The sequence below is a fragment of the Streptomyces vilmorinianum genome (genome assembly GCF_005517195.1).
Classification (GTDB): domain Bacteria; phylum Actinomycetota; class Actinomycetes; order Streptomycetales; family Streptomycetaceae; genus Streptomyces; species Streptomyces vilmorinianum.
Window position 1 is genome coordinate 4,450,405 of record NZ_CP040244.1, and the last position, 13,466, is coordinate 4,463,870.

Consider the following 13,466-nt stretch of genomic DNA (forward strand, 5'->3'; position numbering starts at 1 on the left):
GAAGCCCAGGAGACCCGGGGCCCGGAGAGGTAGGAAGCATGAGCACTGTCGAGCTCACCAAGGACAACTTCGACCAGATCGTGAGTGACAACGACTTCGTTCTGATCGACTTCTGGGCTTCCTGGTGCGGCCCGTGCCGTCAGTTCGCGCCCGTCTTCGAGGCGGCCTCCGAGCGTCACGAGGACCTGGTCTTCGCCAAGGTCGACACCGAGGCGCAGCAGGAACTGGCCGCCGCGTTCGAGATCCGCTCGATCCCGACGCTGATGATCGTGCGCGACAACGTGGCCGTGTTCGCCCAGCCCGGGGCGCTTCCGGAGGCCGCTCTGGAGGACGTGATCGGACAGGCGCGCAAGCTCGACATGGACGAGGTGCGCAAGTCCATCGAGGCCGCGAAGCAGCAGTGACGCGTGAGCGGTGAGCGGTGAGCGGTGAGTGGTGAGCGGTGAGTGGTGAGGCAAGGGGCGGTACGGGAGATCCCGTACCGCCCCTTCACAGGTCGAAGCCCCGGAGTTGCCCCCCGAACTCAGCGCTCCAGGACGAGCGCCAGGCCTTGGCCGACGCCGATGCACAGGGCCGCGAGACCCGTGCCCGAGCCCGCCGCGGCGAGCTGGTGGGCCACCGAGCCGGCGAGCCGCGCGCCGGAGGCGCCCAGCGGGTGACCCATGGCGATGGCGCCGCCCCGCGGATTGACGATCTCGGGGTCGAGTTCCGGCCACTCGGCGAGGCAGCCGAGCGACTGGGCGGCGAAGGCCTCGTTCAGCTCGAACGTCGTCAGGTCGGCGAAGGAGCGTCCCGCCTTCTCCAGCGCGCGCCGGACAGCCTCGACCGGGCCGAGCCCGAAGAGCTGCGGCTCGATGCCGCTGACGGCGGAGGCGCGGATACGGGCCAGCGGCTCGCGGCCGGTCTCCCGCAGGCCCTCCTCGTCGACCAGGAGCAGGGCCGCGGCCCCGTCGTTCAGCGGCGAGGCGTTGCCGGCGGTGACCGTACCGCCGTCGGGCCGGAAGGAAGGCTTCAGCCGCCCGAGGGCCTCCATCGAGGTGGCGTCCCGGATGCACTCGTCACGGGCGAGGTCCACGCCCCCGTAGGGCACGACCTCCCCGTCGTACAGCCCCTTGGCCCATGCCTCCGCCGCCTTCTGGTGGCTGGCCAGGGCGAAGGCGTCCTGCTGCTCGCGGGTGAGGGCGTGCTTGTCGGCGATGAGCTCCGCGCCCTCGCCGAGCGAGACCGTCCACTCGGCGGGCATCCTCGGGTTGGTCATGCGCCACCCCAGCGTCGTGGAGTGCAGCTGCTGATGGCCGGCGGGGAAGGCGCGTTCGGGCTTCTGCAGGACCCAGGGGGCGCGGGACATGGATTCGACACCGCCCGCGATCGCCACGGAGGCGTCGCCGAGCGCGATGGCGCGGGCGGCCTGGATGACCGCCTCCAGACCGGAGCCGCACAGACGGTTGACCGTGACACCGGGGACGGAGGTGGGGAGGCCCGCGAGCAGGACGGCCATGCGGGCCACGTCGCGGTTGTCCTCGCCCGCGCCGTTGGCGTCGCCGAAGTAGACGTCGTCGATCCGGGCGGGGTCGAGCGCGGGCGCGCGGTCGACGAGGGCCTTGACCACGTGGGCGGCGAGGTCGTCGGGCCGTACGGAGGAGAGGGCGCCCCCGAACTTGCCGATCGGCGTGCGGACGGCGTCGACGATGTAGACGTCGCGGATGCTCATCGGTTCTCTCCCACGTGACCTGCGATACGACTGTTCGCCTGGTGAATTTTCCTTCATTGATGTGCGCGCCGAGTCTCCGCCCGCCGGGGCCTCCTGTCAACGGCCCGCGAGCATGGTGCGTGGTGGATGCAACCGGTAGGCCTCGGGGGACGCCGGTAGGCCTCAGGGGCGCCGGTCGGCCTCGGGGACGCCGGTGGACCCCGTGGACGCCTGTCAGGAACCTTTCGGGTGCCGGATCAGTGCCGTCAGCCCGTAGTCGAGCTCACGGCCGTCGACGAGCAGCGCCTCGACCGTGCGGGTCTCGGGGTCGATGTCGGCGGCCATGCCGTGCCCCTCGTAGCGCGGATAGCCCGAGGAGCCCTGCCGGCCGGTGGCCTCGACCACCGCCGACCGGACCGCGCTGTCCTCCACGGAGGCATCGCCCCGGTCCTCCACGTGCTCGGGTACGAGCAGGATCTCGAAACGCTTCGGAACTGTGCCCATGCCTCGACGCTAAGCCGCATCGCCGCCGGGCGCTCAGCTGGACTCGCGCGGGACGACGCGGGACGCCATCAGCTCCTTCGCCTCCGGGGTGCCCTCGGGGTCCCGTACCGCGCTGTCGACCAGCTCCGCCAGATGCCTGCCGATCACCATGTCGATCTGGACCGTGGTCAGCCGCGGACGCAGCAGCCGCCCGAGAAGCAGATCGTCCGCACCGACGATCGCCGTCTCCGCGGGCACCGAGATCCCGGCGTCCTGGAGGGCGCGCATCAGCAGCATGGCGTACTCGTCGTTGTAGGCGAAGACCGCGTCGAGGCCCAGCTCGCGCCAGCGTCCGGCGAGTTCGTTCGCCGACTCCTCCTCGTACCGCAGCGGCAGGGGTACGACCGTGGCGCCGGTCCCCGCCACCGCCTGCCGGGCGCCCGCGAGCCGGGGACCGGAGAACATCTCCAGGCCCGGCTCCTCGGGGACCACGACGCCGATCCTGCGCCGGCCCCGCTCGACCAGGTGCTCGGCGGCGACGCGGCCCACCCGCCCCTGGTCCATGACCAGGGCGTGCGTCCCGGCGACCCGCTGCGGACCGACGGTGATGACGGCCTTCGCCCCGGAGCGCTTGAGGATCTCCACGCCGTTCGGCGTCAGCCGCACCTCGCCGAGGGAGACCACCGCGACCGGGCGGAGCTCGGCCCAGGCGCGCGCGGCCTCGTCCCCGTCCAGGCCGAGGCTGCCGTACTGCACCACGGTGTAGTCGAGGCGGCGCAGGGCCCACTGCAGCTCGTTGAAGAACCGGCTGTAGAGGGGTCCGATCGGCACGTGCGCGGTGGGCAGCAGAACCATGCGGCTGTGGCCGGCGCGCAGACTGCGGGCCGCGGCGTGCGGTACGTACCCCAGCTCCTCGGCCGCCTCCCGCACCCGCTGACGGGTCGGCTCACTGATCCGTACAGCTGCCGTGTTGTTCAGCACGTACGAGACGGTGGCCCTGGACACGCCCGCGAGCCGCGCGACGTCGGCACTGGTCGGGACGGGACGTTCGGCTGGCTGCTTGGGTGACTGGCTCATCGCTCCGGCATCTTTCCAGACCGATCCGGCCCTGGGTCTGGCGGATGGCCGGAATGGGGTGCTACACAGTGCTGACGCGTGTCACTGACACGAGTAACCATACCGCTCGCTTCCGCCCCTCGCCCCCGTTTCGGGCGCTCTCACCAGGAGGGCAACGTGGCCCTTTCCTCCCCCGGCTCCGGCACTAGCACCGGCACCGGCACGACCGACGCCGTCTCCCCCTCGGCTCCCCGGCCCACGCGCGGGCTGCTGCCCCTGCTCCTCACCGGGAACACGGCGATGTACGCGCTGTACGTCGGCGTCCCCGGCATGCTCCTCGCCCTGCAGATCGAGTCCATCGACCCCGCGAACAAGGTGGCCAACTTCGGGCTGGTTTCCGGTGTATCCGCCATCTTCGCCACCGTCTTCAACCCCGTCGCCGGGGCCCTCTCGGACCGTTCGGGGCGCCGCAACCCCTGGATCCTGGCGGGCGGTCTGCTCGCGATACCCGTGATGTTCCTGCTCGGCAGCGTGCACACGATCCTGCTGGTGATGATCGCCTGGTGTCTGGGCCAGGCCGTCATGAACGTCTACCAGGCCGCCCTCACCTCGGTCGTGCCCGACCGGGTGCCCCTGGCCTCGCGCGGCAAGGCCTCGGCCGCCGTCGGGCTCGGCCTGCCCATCGGCTCCACCATTGGCGCGCTGATCGGCGCGGCGTTCGCGGAGGACTACCGCACCGGCTACCTGGTCTTCGGCGTGATCGTGGCGGCCGCCGCCGTCCTGTTCACCGCCTGCGCCCGCGAGCAGCGGATGCCCGCCAAGGCGCCGCTGCCGGTCAAGCGGCAGATCGCCGCCTTCGGCAGCGCCCTGAACGACCACGACTTCCGCTGGGCGTTCATCGGCCGCGCGCTGCTGATCCTCGGCTACTTCGCCGTCGCCGGCTTCCAGCTGTACATCCTCAAGGACCACACCGACCTGCCGGCCGGGCTCACCGCCGAGGAGGCGGTGGCGCTCCTGATGCCCCTCAACGCGGTCGCCATGATGGTCTCCACCGTGCTGGGCGGCTGGCTCTCCGACCGCTACGACCGTCGCAAGCTCTTCGTCGGCGCCTCCGCCGCGCTCGCCGCCGTCGCGCTCGTCATCCCGGCCGTCTCGACGAGCTGGGCCGCAATGCTCGCCTTCTCGGTCGTCAACGGCCTGGGTTTCGGCTGCTACATGGCCGTGGACACGGCGCTGGTCACCATGGTGCTGCCGAAGGCCGAGGACGCGGCGCGCGACATGGGTGTGCTCAACATCGCCAACGCGGGACCGCAGATCGTCGCCCCGTTCGTCGCCTCGCTCATCGTCTCGCTGAGTGGCGGATACACGGCCCTGTTCCTGGTCGCGGCCGTACTGTCGGTCCTCGGGGCCGTCGCGGTGCGCCCGATCCGTACCGTTCGCTGACGTAGAGAGGCACTGTCGTGCAGCTGCACACCACCACCTGGGGAGAAGGCGAGCGAGTCGCACTCCTGATCCACGGCATCATGGCCGACCACCGCACCTGGCGGCGGGTCGGACCGGTGCTCGCGGAGCGCGGCTACCGGGTGGTGGCCGTGGATCTGCGCGGCCACGGCGCCAGCGGCCGGGCCGCGGCCCCTTCGGGGTACACGCCTCAGGACTACGCCGACGATCTGGTCGAAACCCTGCCCGCCGGGGCCGAGTTGGCGATCGGCCACTCTCTCGGCGGACTGACCCTGGCCACCGCGGTGGAGCGGCTCGCCCCGCGCCGGGCCGTGTACGTGGACCCGGCCTGGCATCTGCCCTCGGGCCCGGGCGGCTACCAGCCGGAGCTGTTCACCCAGGCCAAGTCGCTGACCCGGGACCACATACGGCAGTTCAACCCGCGATGGGAGGACGAGGACCTGGACATCGAGGTCGACTCCGTACGCCGGTGGGACGAGCGGTCGGCACACGGCCTGCTGCCGTTCACGGGCAAGGACCTGTGGCCGGCCCGCGCGGTGGTGCCCTCGCTGCTGATGCTCGCCGACCCGAGCATGCTGGTGGCTCCGGAGCGGGCGCGGATGCTCGAGGAACGCGGCTTCGAACTCCGTACGGTCGCCGGCGCGGGGCACACGATCCACCGGGACGACTTCGACGGGTTCATGACCGCCCTGCAGGGCTGGATCTGACGCCGGTCATCTGCGCGCCATCGTGGGCGGGTTGACGGTCGACGACGTGATCCGGGACCGGGAGAAGCTGACCGGGCAGGCCCGTTCGGCCTGTGGCACCGAGATGGAGAAGCTCGGTCTGATCGTCGACTCGCTGCAGATCCATGAGATCGAGGACCCGACCGGGTACATCAAGCATCTGGCCGCGCCGCATGCGGCGGCCGGCCAGCGCGACGCGCGGATCGCGCAGGCGGAGGTCAAGGAGACCGAGCCGGCGAGCGCCGCGCAGGCGACGGCGACCCGGTCGACCGGTGAGGCGGAGGCGGCGGCCCGGCAGGCGCGGGGGCTCGCCGTCGCCGAGGCGACCCGGGCCAAGGGCCTTGCCGAGGCCGAGTCGATCAAGGCCCGGGCGGCGGCGCTCGCCGGGAACCAGGAGGCCGTGGTCGCTCAGCAGCCGGCCGAGAAGTGGCCGGAGATCGTCCAGGCGGGTGCGTCGGCCTTCGGCAACGTGGACCAGATGGTCCTGCTGAACGGCGCCGACGGCATGGCGGAGAGGTTCGCCAAAGCGCTGACCATGGGCGGGACGGGTCTCGGCCTGGCCCGTCAGATGCTCGCGACGATGCATCCGGGCGCGCCGGCCGGCGCGCCGCTCGGGGTGAACGGCGCAGTGGCGCCCGCTCCCCGTACCGCGACAGGCCGGGCCCGGCGCCGTGATGGCGTCGGGCCCCGGTCGTGGCGTGTGCGGAAGGTCAGTTGTGGCCGAACTTCCGCTCCTTCTTGTGGGAGACCTGCTCGATGATCGGCCGCGGGGTCTCGCGCACGGCCGGCGTCTGTTCCTTGGCCGTCGCCTCGGTCCTGTGTTCATGACCGCCCGTACGGGCACCACGGTTCACCCGGGTCTGTTTCTTGCCCACGATCGTGCCTCCTGCCGCCGGAACTCGGACACTGGGCCGTTTTCAGCCTCGCACGCGGGTACGAACACCGCATGTCAGGGAGTGGCCGTGCCCTGGGGCCGTCAGGCGCGTGTCAGGCGCCCGCGAGGACCCGCTGGAAGGCACGCAGGGTCGTGGCCCCCGCCGTACGGTCGAGGATGGCGAAGACGATCTCGTCGAAGTGGCCGGCGAACCGACCCTCGCCGGTGAGCAGCGCCCGGAAGGCGCCCGCGACCTCGGCCGGGTCGTTCTGGAAGACGCCGCAGCCCCAGGCGCCGAGGACGAGCCGGCGGTAGCCGCCCGCCACGGCCGTCTCCAGGACCCGCTCGGCGCGCCCGGCGAGGACGGCGGGGATCCGGTCGGCGAGATGCGGGGTCCGCCGGCGGATCACGCCCGCGTTCGGGGCGGGCGAGGTGAGGAAGCCGACCGTGAACGGCTCGCCGAGGAGCCCGCCCCGGTCGTCACGGAAGACCGGGACGCCTGGGGGTACCTCCCATGCCGAAGGCTATGGGGGAGAGAGAATCACCCGGTCCGAGTAGAAGGCGTCTCTCCCCCAGGGCTTCGCCTGGGAGGTGCCCCCAGCCCGGTGGTGCGCGTAGTACTCGGGGGCGCGCAGCAGCGCGGTGTACAGGGCGGAGGCCCGGCAGACGGCCTCTTCCTGGGCCTGCGCGCCGTTCAGGTAGCCACCGCCGGGGTTGCGGGCGGACGCGAAGTTGAGGACGGCCACGGGGGCCGGGTCGGACCTGGTCAGCCGGCGGGCGGCGACGAGGCTGCTCTCGTCGGTGACCTCGATGGTGGTGGTGCGGCCGGTGTCCGGCGTGACGGGGACGGGTTCGGGGCCGTAGAGCCGGGTTCCGGCCACCGCGGCGGTGAGCTCCGCCTCGATGGAGACCGTCCGGCCGTCGGGGGCCCGGTAACGGCCCGCTTCGACGATCTCCTCGGTCTGCTTCGCGATCCCCCGCAGTCGTGCACTCATGCCCGCAAGCTTGATCGAATCCGATCCCCCGGGGCAACGGGATATTCACCGTGGGGCCGGAGGGGCGCTCTTGCACGCCCGTCGGAGGTGGCTTTAGGTGGAATCAGCGCCTTCCAGGACAGGAGGATCCGACATGTCGTCGAGCGGCATATCGCGGAGCGGTCCGGCCCTCACCGAGGACGAAGCCGAGGACCTGCTGCGATGTATCTGCTTCAAGACGGGCCCGCCCCGCACGGTCGGGGCGGAGGTGGAATGGCTCGTCCACGAGCTGCGTGACCCGCGGCTTCCCGTCCCGGCCGACCGCCTGGCCTCGGCCGTCGACACCGTACGGTCGCTGCCGCTGGCCTCGGCACTGACCTTCGAACCCGGCGGACAGCTGGAGCTCAGCTCGCCGCCCGCCCTCTCGCTCATGAGCTGCGTCGACACCCTCGCGGCCGATCTCCGCGCGGTGCGCGAGGCGCTCGCCCCTCTCGGACTCTCCCTCAGCGGCTACGGGGTCGACCCCTGGAACGCGCCGCGCGACCGGCTTCTGCACGAGCCCCGGTACGACGCGATGGAGACCGTTCTCGACCGTTCGGGCCCCGCCGGCCGAGCCATGATGTGCGACTCGGCATCCGTGCAGATCTGCCTCGACGCCGGTCACGAGGAGCCGGGGCCGCTCGGCTACCACCGCCGCTGGCAACTGGCCCATCTGCTGGGCGCCGTACTGGTGGCGGCCTTCGCCAACTCCCCCGTCCACGGCGGCCGTCTGACCGGCTGGCGCTCGACCCGGCAGGCGCTGTGGACCGATCTCGACCCGGCACGGGCGCTCGCCCCCGCGCCGGACGGCGAGCCCCGTGCGGCCTGGGCCGCGCACGTCCTTGACACACCGGTGATGTGCGTACGCGGCGAGGAGACGCCGTGGGCCGTGCCGGAGGGGCTGACCTTCCGGGAGTGGCTGCGCACCGGGCACCCCCGCCCGGCCCGCGAGGACGATCTGCACTACCACCTGACCACACTCTTCCCGCCGGTGCGGCCGCGCGGGCATCTGGAGCTGCGGATGATCGACGCTCAGTCCGGCCCGGACGGCTGGATCGTGCCGGTGGCCGTGACCACGGCGCTCTTCGAGGATCCGGAGGCCGCCGAGACGGTCTACCGGGCCGTGAAACCGCTGGGCGAGCGGGCCGGTTTCCAGGCGCCGCCGCGCAATCCGCTCTGGCTGGCCGCGGCCAGGGACGGGCTCACGGACCCCGATCTGCACGCCGCCGCCCTGGTGGCGTTCCCGGCCGCCCTCGAGGCGCTCCCCCGGATCGGGGCGAGCCCCGCGGTCCGGCAGGCGGTGGCCGCCTTCCACGAACGCCATGTCGTGCCCGGCCGCTGTCCCGCCGACGAACTCGCCGACGAATTCCAGGAGGTGGCGTCGTGACGGTGACCGATCCCATGGCTCTGCGCCGGCGGGCGCTCGACGCGCTCACCACCGCGCGCGAGCGCACCGCGCTGCTCACCTCCTGCGTCGAGGACGACGAACTCACCGCTCAGCACTCTCCCTTGATGTCCCCGCTGGTGTGGGACCTGGCGCACATCGGCAACCAGGAGGAGCAGTGGCTGTGGCGGGCCGTCGCCGGACGGGACGCCCTGCGCCCGGAGATCGACTCGATCTACGACGCCTTCGAGCACCCCCGCGCCACCCGCCCCGCCCTGCCCCTGCTGCCGCCGGCCGAGGCCCGCGCCTACGCGTCCGACGTACGCGGCCGGGTCCTGGACGTCCTGGAGCGGACGCCGCTGGAGGGCCGCCCGCTGGTCGAGGCCGCGTTCGCCTTCGGGATGATCGCCCAGCACGAACAGCAGCACGACGAGACCATGCTGATCACCCATCAGCTGCGCAAGGGGCCGGCCGCGCTGAGCGCTCCCCCGCCGCCGGCGACGGAGACCGGCCGCCTTCCGACCGAAGTCCTGGTCCCTGGTGGCCCGTTCACCATGGGAACGTCCGACGAGGCGTGGGCGCTGGACAACGAGCGTCCGGCGCACACCCGGGTCGTGCCGGCGTTCTTCATCGACACCGTCCCCGTCACCAACGGCGCGTACATGGCGTTCGTCGCGGACGGCGGCTACACGGACGAACGCTGGTGGCAGGCGGAGGGCTGGGCGCGGATCCGGCAGCACGACATCGGCGCGCCGCTGTTCTGGCGCCGCTCGGGCGGCCAGTGGCTGCGTCGCCGCTTCGGCGTCACGGAGCCGGTGCCCGAGGACGAGCCGGTGGTGCACGTCAGCTGGTACGAGGCGGACGCCTACGCCCGCTGGGCCGGGCGCAGGCTCCCCACGGAGACGGAGTGGGAGAAGGCGGCCCGGCACGATCCGGCGACCGGACGTTCGCGCCGCTACCCCTGGGGTGACGCCGACCCCGCGCCCGTGCACGCCAATCTCGGCCAGCGACATCTGCGGCCGGCCCCGGCCGGAAGCTACCCGGAGGGCGCTTCGCCGCTCGGGGTACGGCAGTTGATCGGGGATGTGTGGGAGTGGACGTCCAGCGACTTCCTGCCGTATCCGGGGTTCACGGCCTTCCCGTACAAGGAGTACTCGGAGGTGTTCTTCGGGCCCGCGCACAAGGTGCTGCGCGGCGGGTCCTTCGCGGTCGACGCGGTGGCCTGCCGGGGCACGTTCCGCAACTGGGACCTGCCGGTGCGCCGGCAGATCTTCTCCGGTTTCCGGACCGCACGGGACGCGGAGCTCTCCTGATGTGCCGCCATCTCGCCTTCGTCGGTGAGCCGGTGACGCTCGGGGAGCTGCTGCTGCGGCCGCCGCACTCGCTGGAGCGGCAGGCGTGGCAGCCGCGCAGCCAGGTCAGCGGGGTGGTGAACGCGGACGGCTTCGGCGTCGGCTGGTACGCGGACGGCGATCCGGTGCCGGCGCGCTACCGCCGGGCCGCGCCCATCTGGGGCGACCTCACCCTGGCCGACCTCGCCCGGGTCGTGCGCACCGGGGCTCTCCTCGCGGCGGTCCGTGGCGCCACCCGGCCGGGCGCGGACGGGGAGGCCGCGGCGGCCCCGTTCGCGGCCGGGCCGTGGCTGTTCAGCCACAACGGGGCGGTCGCGGGCTATCCCGACTCGCTGACCGGCCTGGCCGGGTCGCTGTCCGCCGCCGAGCTGGTCTCCCTGCAGGCCCGCACGGACTCGGCGCTGGTGTGGGGCCTCGTGCTGCACCGGCTGCGGGCCGGTGACGCGCCGGGGCCGGCGCTCGCCGACACCGTACGGGAGGTCGCCGAGGCCGACCCGGACTCCCGGCTCAACCTGCTGCTCACCGACGGGACGGAGATCACCGCCACGAGCTGGGGGAACTCCCTCTGGTACCTCGGGCGTCCCGACCGCACGGTCGTGGCCTCGGAACCGTACGACGACGATCCACTCTGGCGCGAGGTGCCGGACCGCACCCTGCTGTCCGCCACCCGCACCGATGTCACCCTCACCCCGCTCAAGGAGCCCTCCCCGTGAGTCCGTTCCAGCTGACCCGCACCCTTCCCGAGGACGCCACCGGCGCCGATCTGCGCGCCGATGTGCTCCACGGTCTGACCCGCATGCCCAAGGAGCTGCCGCCGAAGTGGTTCTACGACGCGCGCGGCAGCGAACTGTTCGAGGAGATCACCCGGCTCCCCGAGTACTACCCGACCCGCGCCGAGCGGGAGATCCTGATCGCCCGGGCGCCCGACATCGCGGCGGCGACGGGGGCGCGCACGCTGGTCGAGCTGGGCTCCGGCTCCTCGGAGAAGACCCGGTTCCTGATCGACGCGCTGCTGCCCGGCCTGGACAGCTATGTGCCGGTGGACGTGAGCGAGTCGGCGCTGAGGGGTGCGGCCGAGACGCTGCTCGCGGAGCGGCCCGGGCTCCACATCCACGCCCTGGTCGCCGACTTCACCCGGGGCCTCGCGCTGCCCGGTACGCCGGGGCCGCGCCTGGTGGCGTTCCTCGGGGGCACCATCGGCAACCTGCTGCCCGCCGAGCGCGGGGTGTTCCTGCGTTCGGTGCGGGCGATGCTGGCGCCGGGCGACGCGCTGCTGCTCGGCACGGACCTGGTGAAGGACGAGGCGACGCTGGTCGCCGCCTATGACGACGCGGCCGGGGTGACGGCCGCGTTCAACAAGAACGTGCTGGCCGTGATCGCGCGTGAGCTGGACGCGGACGTGCAGCCGGACGACTTCGACCATGTGGCGATCTGGGACCGGGAGCGGGAGTGGATCGAGATGCGGCTGCGGGCGCGTCAGGCGCTCACGGTGAAGATCCCCGAGCTGGATCTCGTGGTGCCCTTCGAGGCGGGCGAGGAGGTACGGACGGAGGTGTCGGCGAAGTTCCGTCAGGCGGGTGTGCGCAAGGAGCTGGCGGAGGCCGGTCTTGAGCTGACCCGCTGGTGGACGGATACGGAGGGGCGGTTCGCGCTGTCGCTGGCGACGGCGCGCTGAGCCGCCAGGGCAAGGGCGCGGCGGTCCGGATACTGGACGATGGATATCGGATCCAGTATCCGGATCTCCGCGGTGATCTCGCGGGCCGTCACGATCCGCCAGAGCGAGGCGGCGAGCGGATCATCGCCCACGAAGGCCGCGGGCCCGGCGGGCCGGTACACCAGCCGTACCGGCTGGACGGCGGCTGAGGCGTCGAGCGCGGCCTGGAAGGCGGCGGGCCGGAAGGCGCCCCCGCGGCGGCCGCACCAGGTGGAGCCCTCCGGGAAGACGATCACCCGGCCGCCGCCCGCGAGGGCCCGGGCCATCGCCCGGACGGTGTCGGGCAGGGCCCGCAGCCGGTCGCGGTCGATGAAGAGGGTGCCGCCCCGCGCCGCGAGGGGTCCGAGCACCGGCCAGGCCCGGACCTCTCGCTTGGCGAGCATCCGGCCGGGCAGGACGGCGGCGATGAGCGGGATGTCCAGCCAGGAGATGTGGTTGGCGACGACCAGCAGGGGCCCCTCGGCGGGGGCGGAGGCTCCCGTCACTGTGATGCGGACACCGAAGGCCCGGAGGACCGTCCGGCACCAGCCGCGGACGAGGGCCCGCCGTGCGGTGCCCGGCAGCGCCGCCGTCAGGGGCGCGAGCAGCACCCCGGTGAGGACGGCGGCGAGGCCCGCGGCCAGCCGGGCCGCGGCCAGGACGGGCCCGGCGGCCGGACCGGTGTGCCGCGCGCAGGGATCGGGAGCGCACGGCGAGGTGGGCAGCCAGGGCGAGGCGGGGCCGGCGGCGGTCACTGTGCCGGGGCGAGGGCGAGGAAGTGGCGCAGATAGCGGGGGTTGGTGTTGCGCAGCGACAGCAGGACGTAGAGGTCGGCGACCCCGAAGTCCACGTCGTGGGCGGGCGCTCCGCAGACCCAGGCGCCGAGCCGCAGATAGCCGCGGAGCAGCGGCGGGAGTTCGACGCGGCCCTCGGGACGGGTGATGCCGTCGGGGGTCCAGAGCTTGTGCGGGGTGACCCAGTACTCCTCGGGGGCGAGGTTCTTGGCCTTGACGGTGTCCCAGGTGGCGGCGGCGAGCGTGCCCCCGTCGGCGAGCGGGATCGAGCAGCAGCCGGCGAGCCAGTTGTGGCCGGTGCGGGTCATGTAGCGGGCGAGCCCGGCCCAGATCAGGGCGATGACGGCGCCGTTGCGGTGGGCGGGATGGACGCAGGAGCGGCCGACCTCGACGAGGTCGTCACGGATGGGTGCGAGCCGGCCGAGGTCGAACTCGCTCTCGGAGTAGAGGCGTCCGGCGATCCGGGCACGGTCGGGCGGCAGCACGCGGTAGGTGCCGACGACCTCGCCGGTGGCCTCCTCGCGTACCAGCAGGTGGTCGCAGTACGCGTCGAAGGCGTCGGTGTCGAGGCCCGGCTCGGGTCCGTCGAGCCGGGCCCCCATCTCGCCCGCGAAGACCTGGTGACGCAGCCGCTGCGCGGCGCGGACGTCCTCCTGGGTGCGGGCGAGACAGACGACGTAGCGGGGTTCCTCCTCGGTGGACGGTCCTGCGGTCCGGGGCCCCGGCTCCGGCTCCGGCCGCGGCTGCGGCTGGGCCGGAACTCCGGTGAGCGGGGCGGCCGCGAGGGACACACCGGCGGGGACGGGGACGGCGGGTGCGAGCGCGGGTGCGACGGCGGCCGCGGGCGACGGTGCGGGCATGTCGGGCTCCTCCGGCGTACGGAAGGGGGACGGTGAGGGCCGGGCCGCGTGTGCGGTGGTCCGGCTCCTTACTTCTTCCGT

General features: G+C 72.9%; 13 protein-coding genes and 2 pseudogenes. 8 read left to right on the forward strand and 7 right to left on the reverse strand.

Annotation, left to right across the window (positions count from 1 at the left end; genetic code table 11):
• The first annotated feature begins 38 nt into the window (after window positions 1-38).
• Complete coding sequence (gene trxA, locus FDM97_RS20805; RefSeq protein ID WP_137991901.1) at window positions 39-404, forward strand: thioredoxin; 366 nt, start codon at window positions 39-41, stop codon at window positions 402-404.
• A gap of 119 nt (window positions 405-523) precedes the next feature.
• Here the strand turns inward: trxA and FDM97_RS20810 are convergent, their stop codons facing one another.
• The 3 genes from FDM97_RS20810 to FDM97_RS20820 all read right to left on the reverse strand — a co-directional run bounded on the left by FDM97_RS20810 (window position 524) and on the right by FDM97_RS20820 (window position 3,250).
• Complete coding sequence (locus FDM97_RS20810; RefSeq protein WP_137991903.1) at window positions 524-1,711, reverse strand: thiolase family protein; 1,188 nt, start codon at window positions 1,709-1,711, stop codon at window positions 524-526.
• 213 nt (window positions 1,712-1,924) lie between these two features.
• Complete coding sequence (locus FDM97_RS20815; protein WP_137991905.1) at window positions 1,925-2,194, reverse strand: hypothetical protein; 270 nt, start codon at window positions 2,192-2,194, stop codon at window positions 1,925-1,927.
• A 33-nt stretch (window positions 2,195-2,227) separates the two neighbouring features.
• On the reverse strand, window positions 2,228-3,250 hold the full coding sequence (locus FDM97_RS20820; protein ID WP_137991906.1) for a LacI family DNA-binding transcriptional regulator: 1,023 nt from the start codon (window positions 3,248-3,250) through the stop codon (window positions 2,228-2,230).
• A gap of 156 nt (window positions 3,251-3,406) precedes the next feature.
• Between FDM97_RS20820 and FDM97_RS20825 the strand changes: the two genes are divergently transcribed.
• The 3 genes and pseudogenes from FDM97_RS20825 to FDM97_RS20835 form a co-directional block, all read left to right on the forward strand.
• Window positions 3,407-4,672: an MFS transporter gene (locus FDM97_RS20825; RefSeq protein ID WP_137991908.1), complete on the forward strand. Its 1,266-nt coding sequence runs from the start codon at window positions 3,407-3,409 to the stop codon at window positions 4,670-4,672.
• Window positions 4,673-4,689: 17 nt separating this feature from the next.
• Window positions 4,690-5,397, forward strand: a complete 708-nt coding sequence (locus tag FDM97_RS20830) for an alpha/beta fold hydrolase (RefSeq protein ID WP_137991910.1) — start codon at window positions 4,690-4,692, stop codon at window positions 5,395-5,397.
• A 1-nt stretch (window position 5,398) separates the two neighbouring features.
• Window positions 5,399-6,058: pseudogene (locus tag FDM97_RS20835) on the forward strand (SPFH domain-containing protein); the annotation flags it as partial.
• A gap of 67 nt (window positions 6,059-6,125) precedes the next feature.
• On the opposite strand, the gene FDM97_RS35895 reads toward FDM97_RS20835, so the two are convergent.
• Together FDM97_RS35895 and FDM97_RS20840 are read right to left on the reverse strand one after the other, a co-directional pair.
• On the reverse strand, window positions 6,126-6,290 hold the full coding sequence (locus tag FDM97_RS35895) for a hypothetical protein (RefSeq protein WP_175439183.1): 165 nt from the start codon (window positions 6,288-6,290) through the stop codon (window positions 6,126-6,128).
• Window positions 6,291-6,402: 112 nt separating this feature from the next.
• Window positions 6,403-7,284: pseudogene (locus FDM97_RS20840) on the reverse strand (TIGR02452 family protein).
• A 133-nt stretch (window positions 7,285-7,417) separates the two neighbouring features.
• Between FDM97_RS20840 and egtA the strand changes: the two are divergent.
• The 4 genes from egtA to egtD are packed head-to-tail and all read left to right on the forward strand — an operon-like array spanning window position 7,418 to window position 11,713.
• Window positions 7,418-8,689: an ergothioneine biosynthesis glutamate--cysteine ligase EgtA gene (egtA, locus tag FDM97_RS20845; RefSeq protein WP_137991912.1), complete on the forward strand. Its 1,272-nt coding sequence runs from the start codon at window positions 7,418-7,420 to the stop codon at window positions 8,687-8,689.
• Between the two features lie 14 nt (window positions 8,690-8,703).
• Window positions 8,704-9,999 (forward strand): ergothioneine biosynthesis protein EgtB, encoded by a 1,296-nt coding sequence (gene egtB / locus FDM97_RS20850; protein ID WP_137994938.1) that lies wholly within the window; start codon window positions 8,704-8,706, stop codon window positions 9,997-9,999.
• Window positions 9,999-10,751 (forward strand): ergothioneine biosynthesis protein EgtC, encoded by a 753-nt coding sequence (egtC, locus tag FDM97_RS20855; RefSeq protein ID WP_137991913.1) that lies wholly within the window; start codon window positions 9,999-10,001, stop codon window positions 10,749-10,751. Before egtB ends, egtC begins: the two co-directional genes overlap by 1 nt.
• Entirely contained in the window at window positions 10,748-11,713 is a 966-nt protein-coding gene (gene egtD, locus FDM97_RS20860; protein WP_137991915.1) for an L-histidine N(alpha)-methyltransferase, read from the forward strand. Before egtC ends, egtD begins: the two co-directional genes overlap by 4 nt.
• On the opposite strand, the gene FDM97_RS20865 is transcribed toward egtD, so the two are convergent.
• Window positions 11,608-12,486, reverse strand: a complete 879-nt coding sequence (locus tag FDM97_RS20865; protein WP_137991917.1) for a lysophospholipid acyltransferase family protein — start codon at window positions 12,484-12,486, stop codon at window positions 11,608-11,610. The two genes, egtD and FDM97_RS20865, sit on opposite strands and share 106 nt — an antisense overlap.
• Window positions 12,483-13,385, reverse strand: coding sequence for a GNAT family N-acetyltransferase (locus FDM97_RS20870; protein WP_137991919.1), 903 nt, complete (start codon window positions 13,383-13,385; stop codon window positions 12,483-12,485). The genes FDM97_RS20865 and FDM97_RS20870 overlap by 4 nt, the downstream gene beginning before the upstream one ends.
• Between the last annotated feature and the right edge of the window lie 81 nt (window positions 13,386-13,466).

Bases quoted from the DNA above. Each gene is read 5' to 3' on its own strand.
- egtC (WP_137991913.1), top strand. From the start codon at position 9,999: ATGTGCCGCCATCTCGCCTTCGTCGGTGAGCCGGTGACGCTCGGGGAG.
- trxA (WP_137991901.1), top strand. From the start codon at position 39: ATGAGCACTGTCGAGCTCACCAAGGACAACTTCGACCAGATCGTGAGT.
- FDM97_RS20820 (WP_137991906.1), bottom strand. From the start codon at position 3,250: ATGAGCCAGTCACCCAAGCAGCCAGCCGAACGTCCCGTCCCGACCAGT.
- FDM97_RS20815 (WP_137991905.1), bottom strand. From the start codon at position 2,194: ATGGGCACAGTTCCGAAGCGTTTCGAGATCCTGCTCGTACCCGAGCAC.
- egtB (WP_137994938.1), top strand. From the start codon at position 8,704: ATGGCTCTGCGCCGGCGGGCGCTCGACGCGCTCACCACCGCGCGCGAG.
- FDM97_RS20810 (WP_137991903.1), bottom strand. From the start codon at position 1,711: ATGAGCATCCGCGACGTCTACATCGTCGACGCCGTCCGCACGCCGATC.
- FDM97_RS20870 (WP_137991919.1), bottom strand. From the start codon at position 13,385: ATGCCCGCACCGTCGCCCGCGGCCGCCGTCGCACCCGCGCTCGCACCC.
- egtA (WP_137991912.1), top strand. From the start codon at position 7,418: ATGTCGTCGAGCGGCATATCGCGGAGCGGTCCGGCCCTCACCGAGGAC.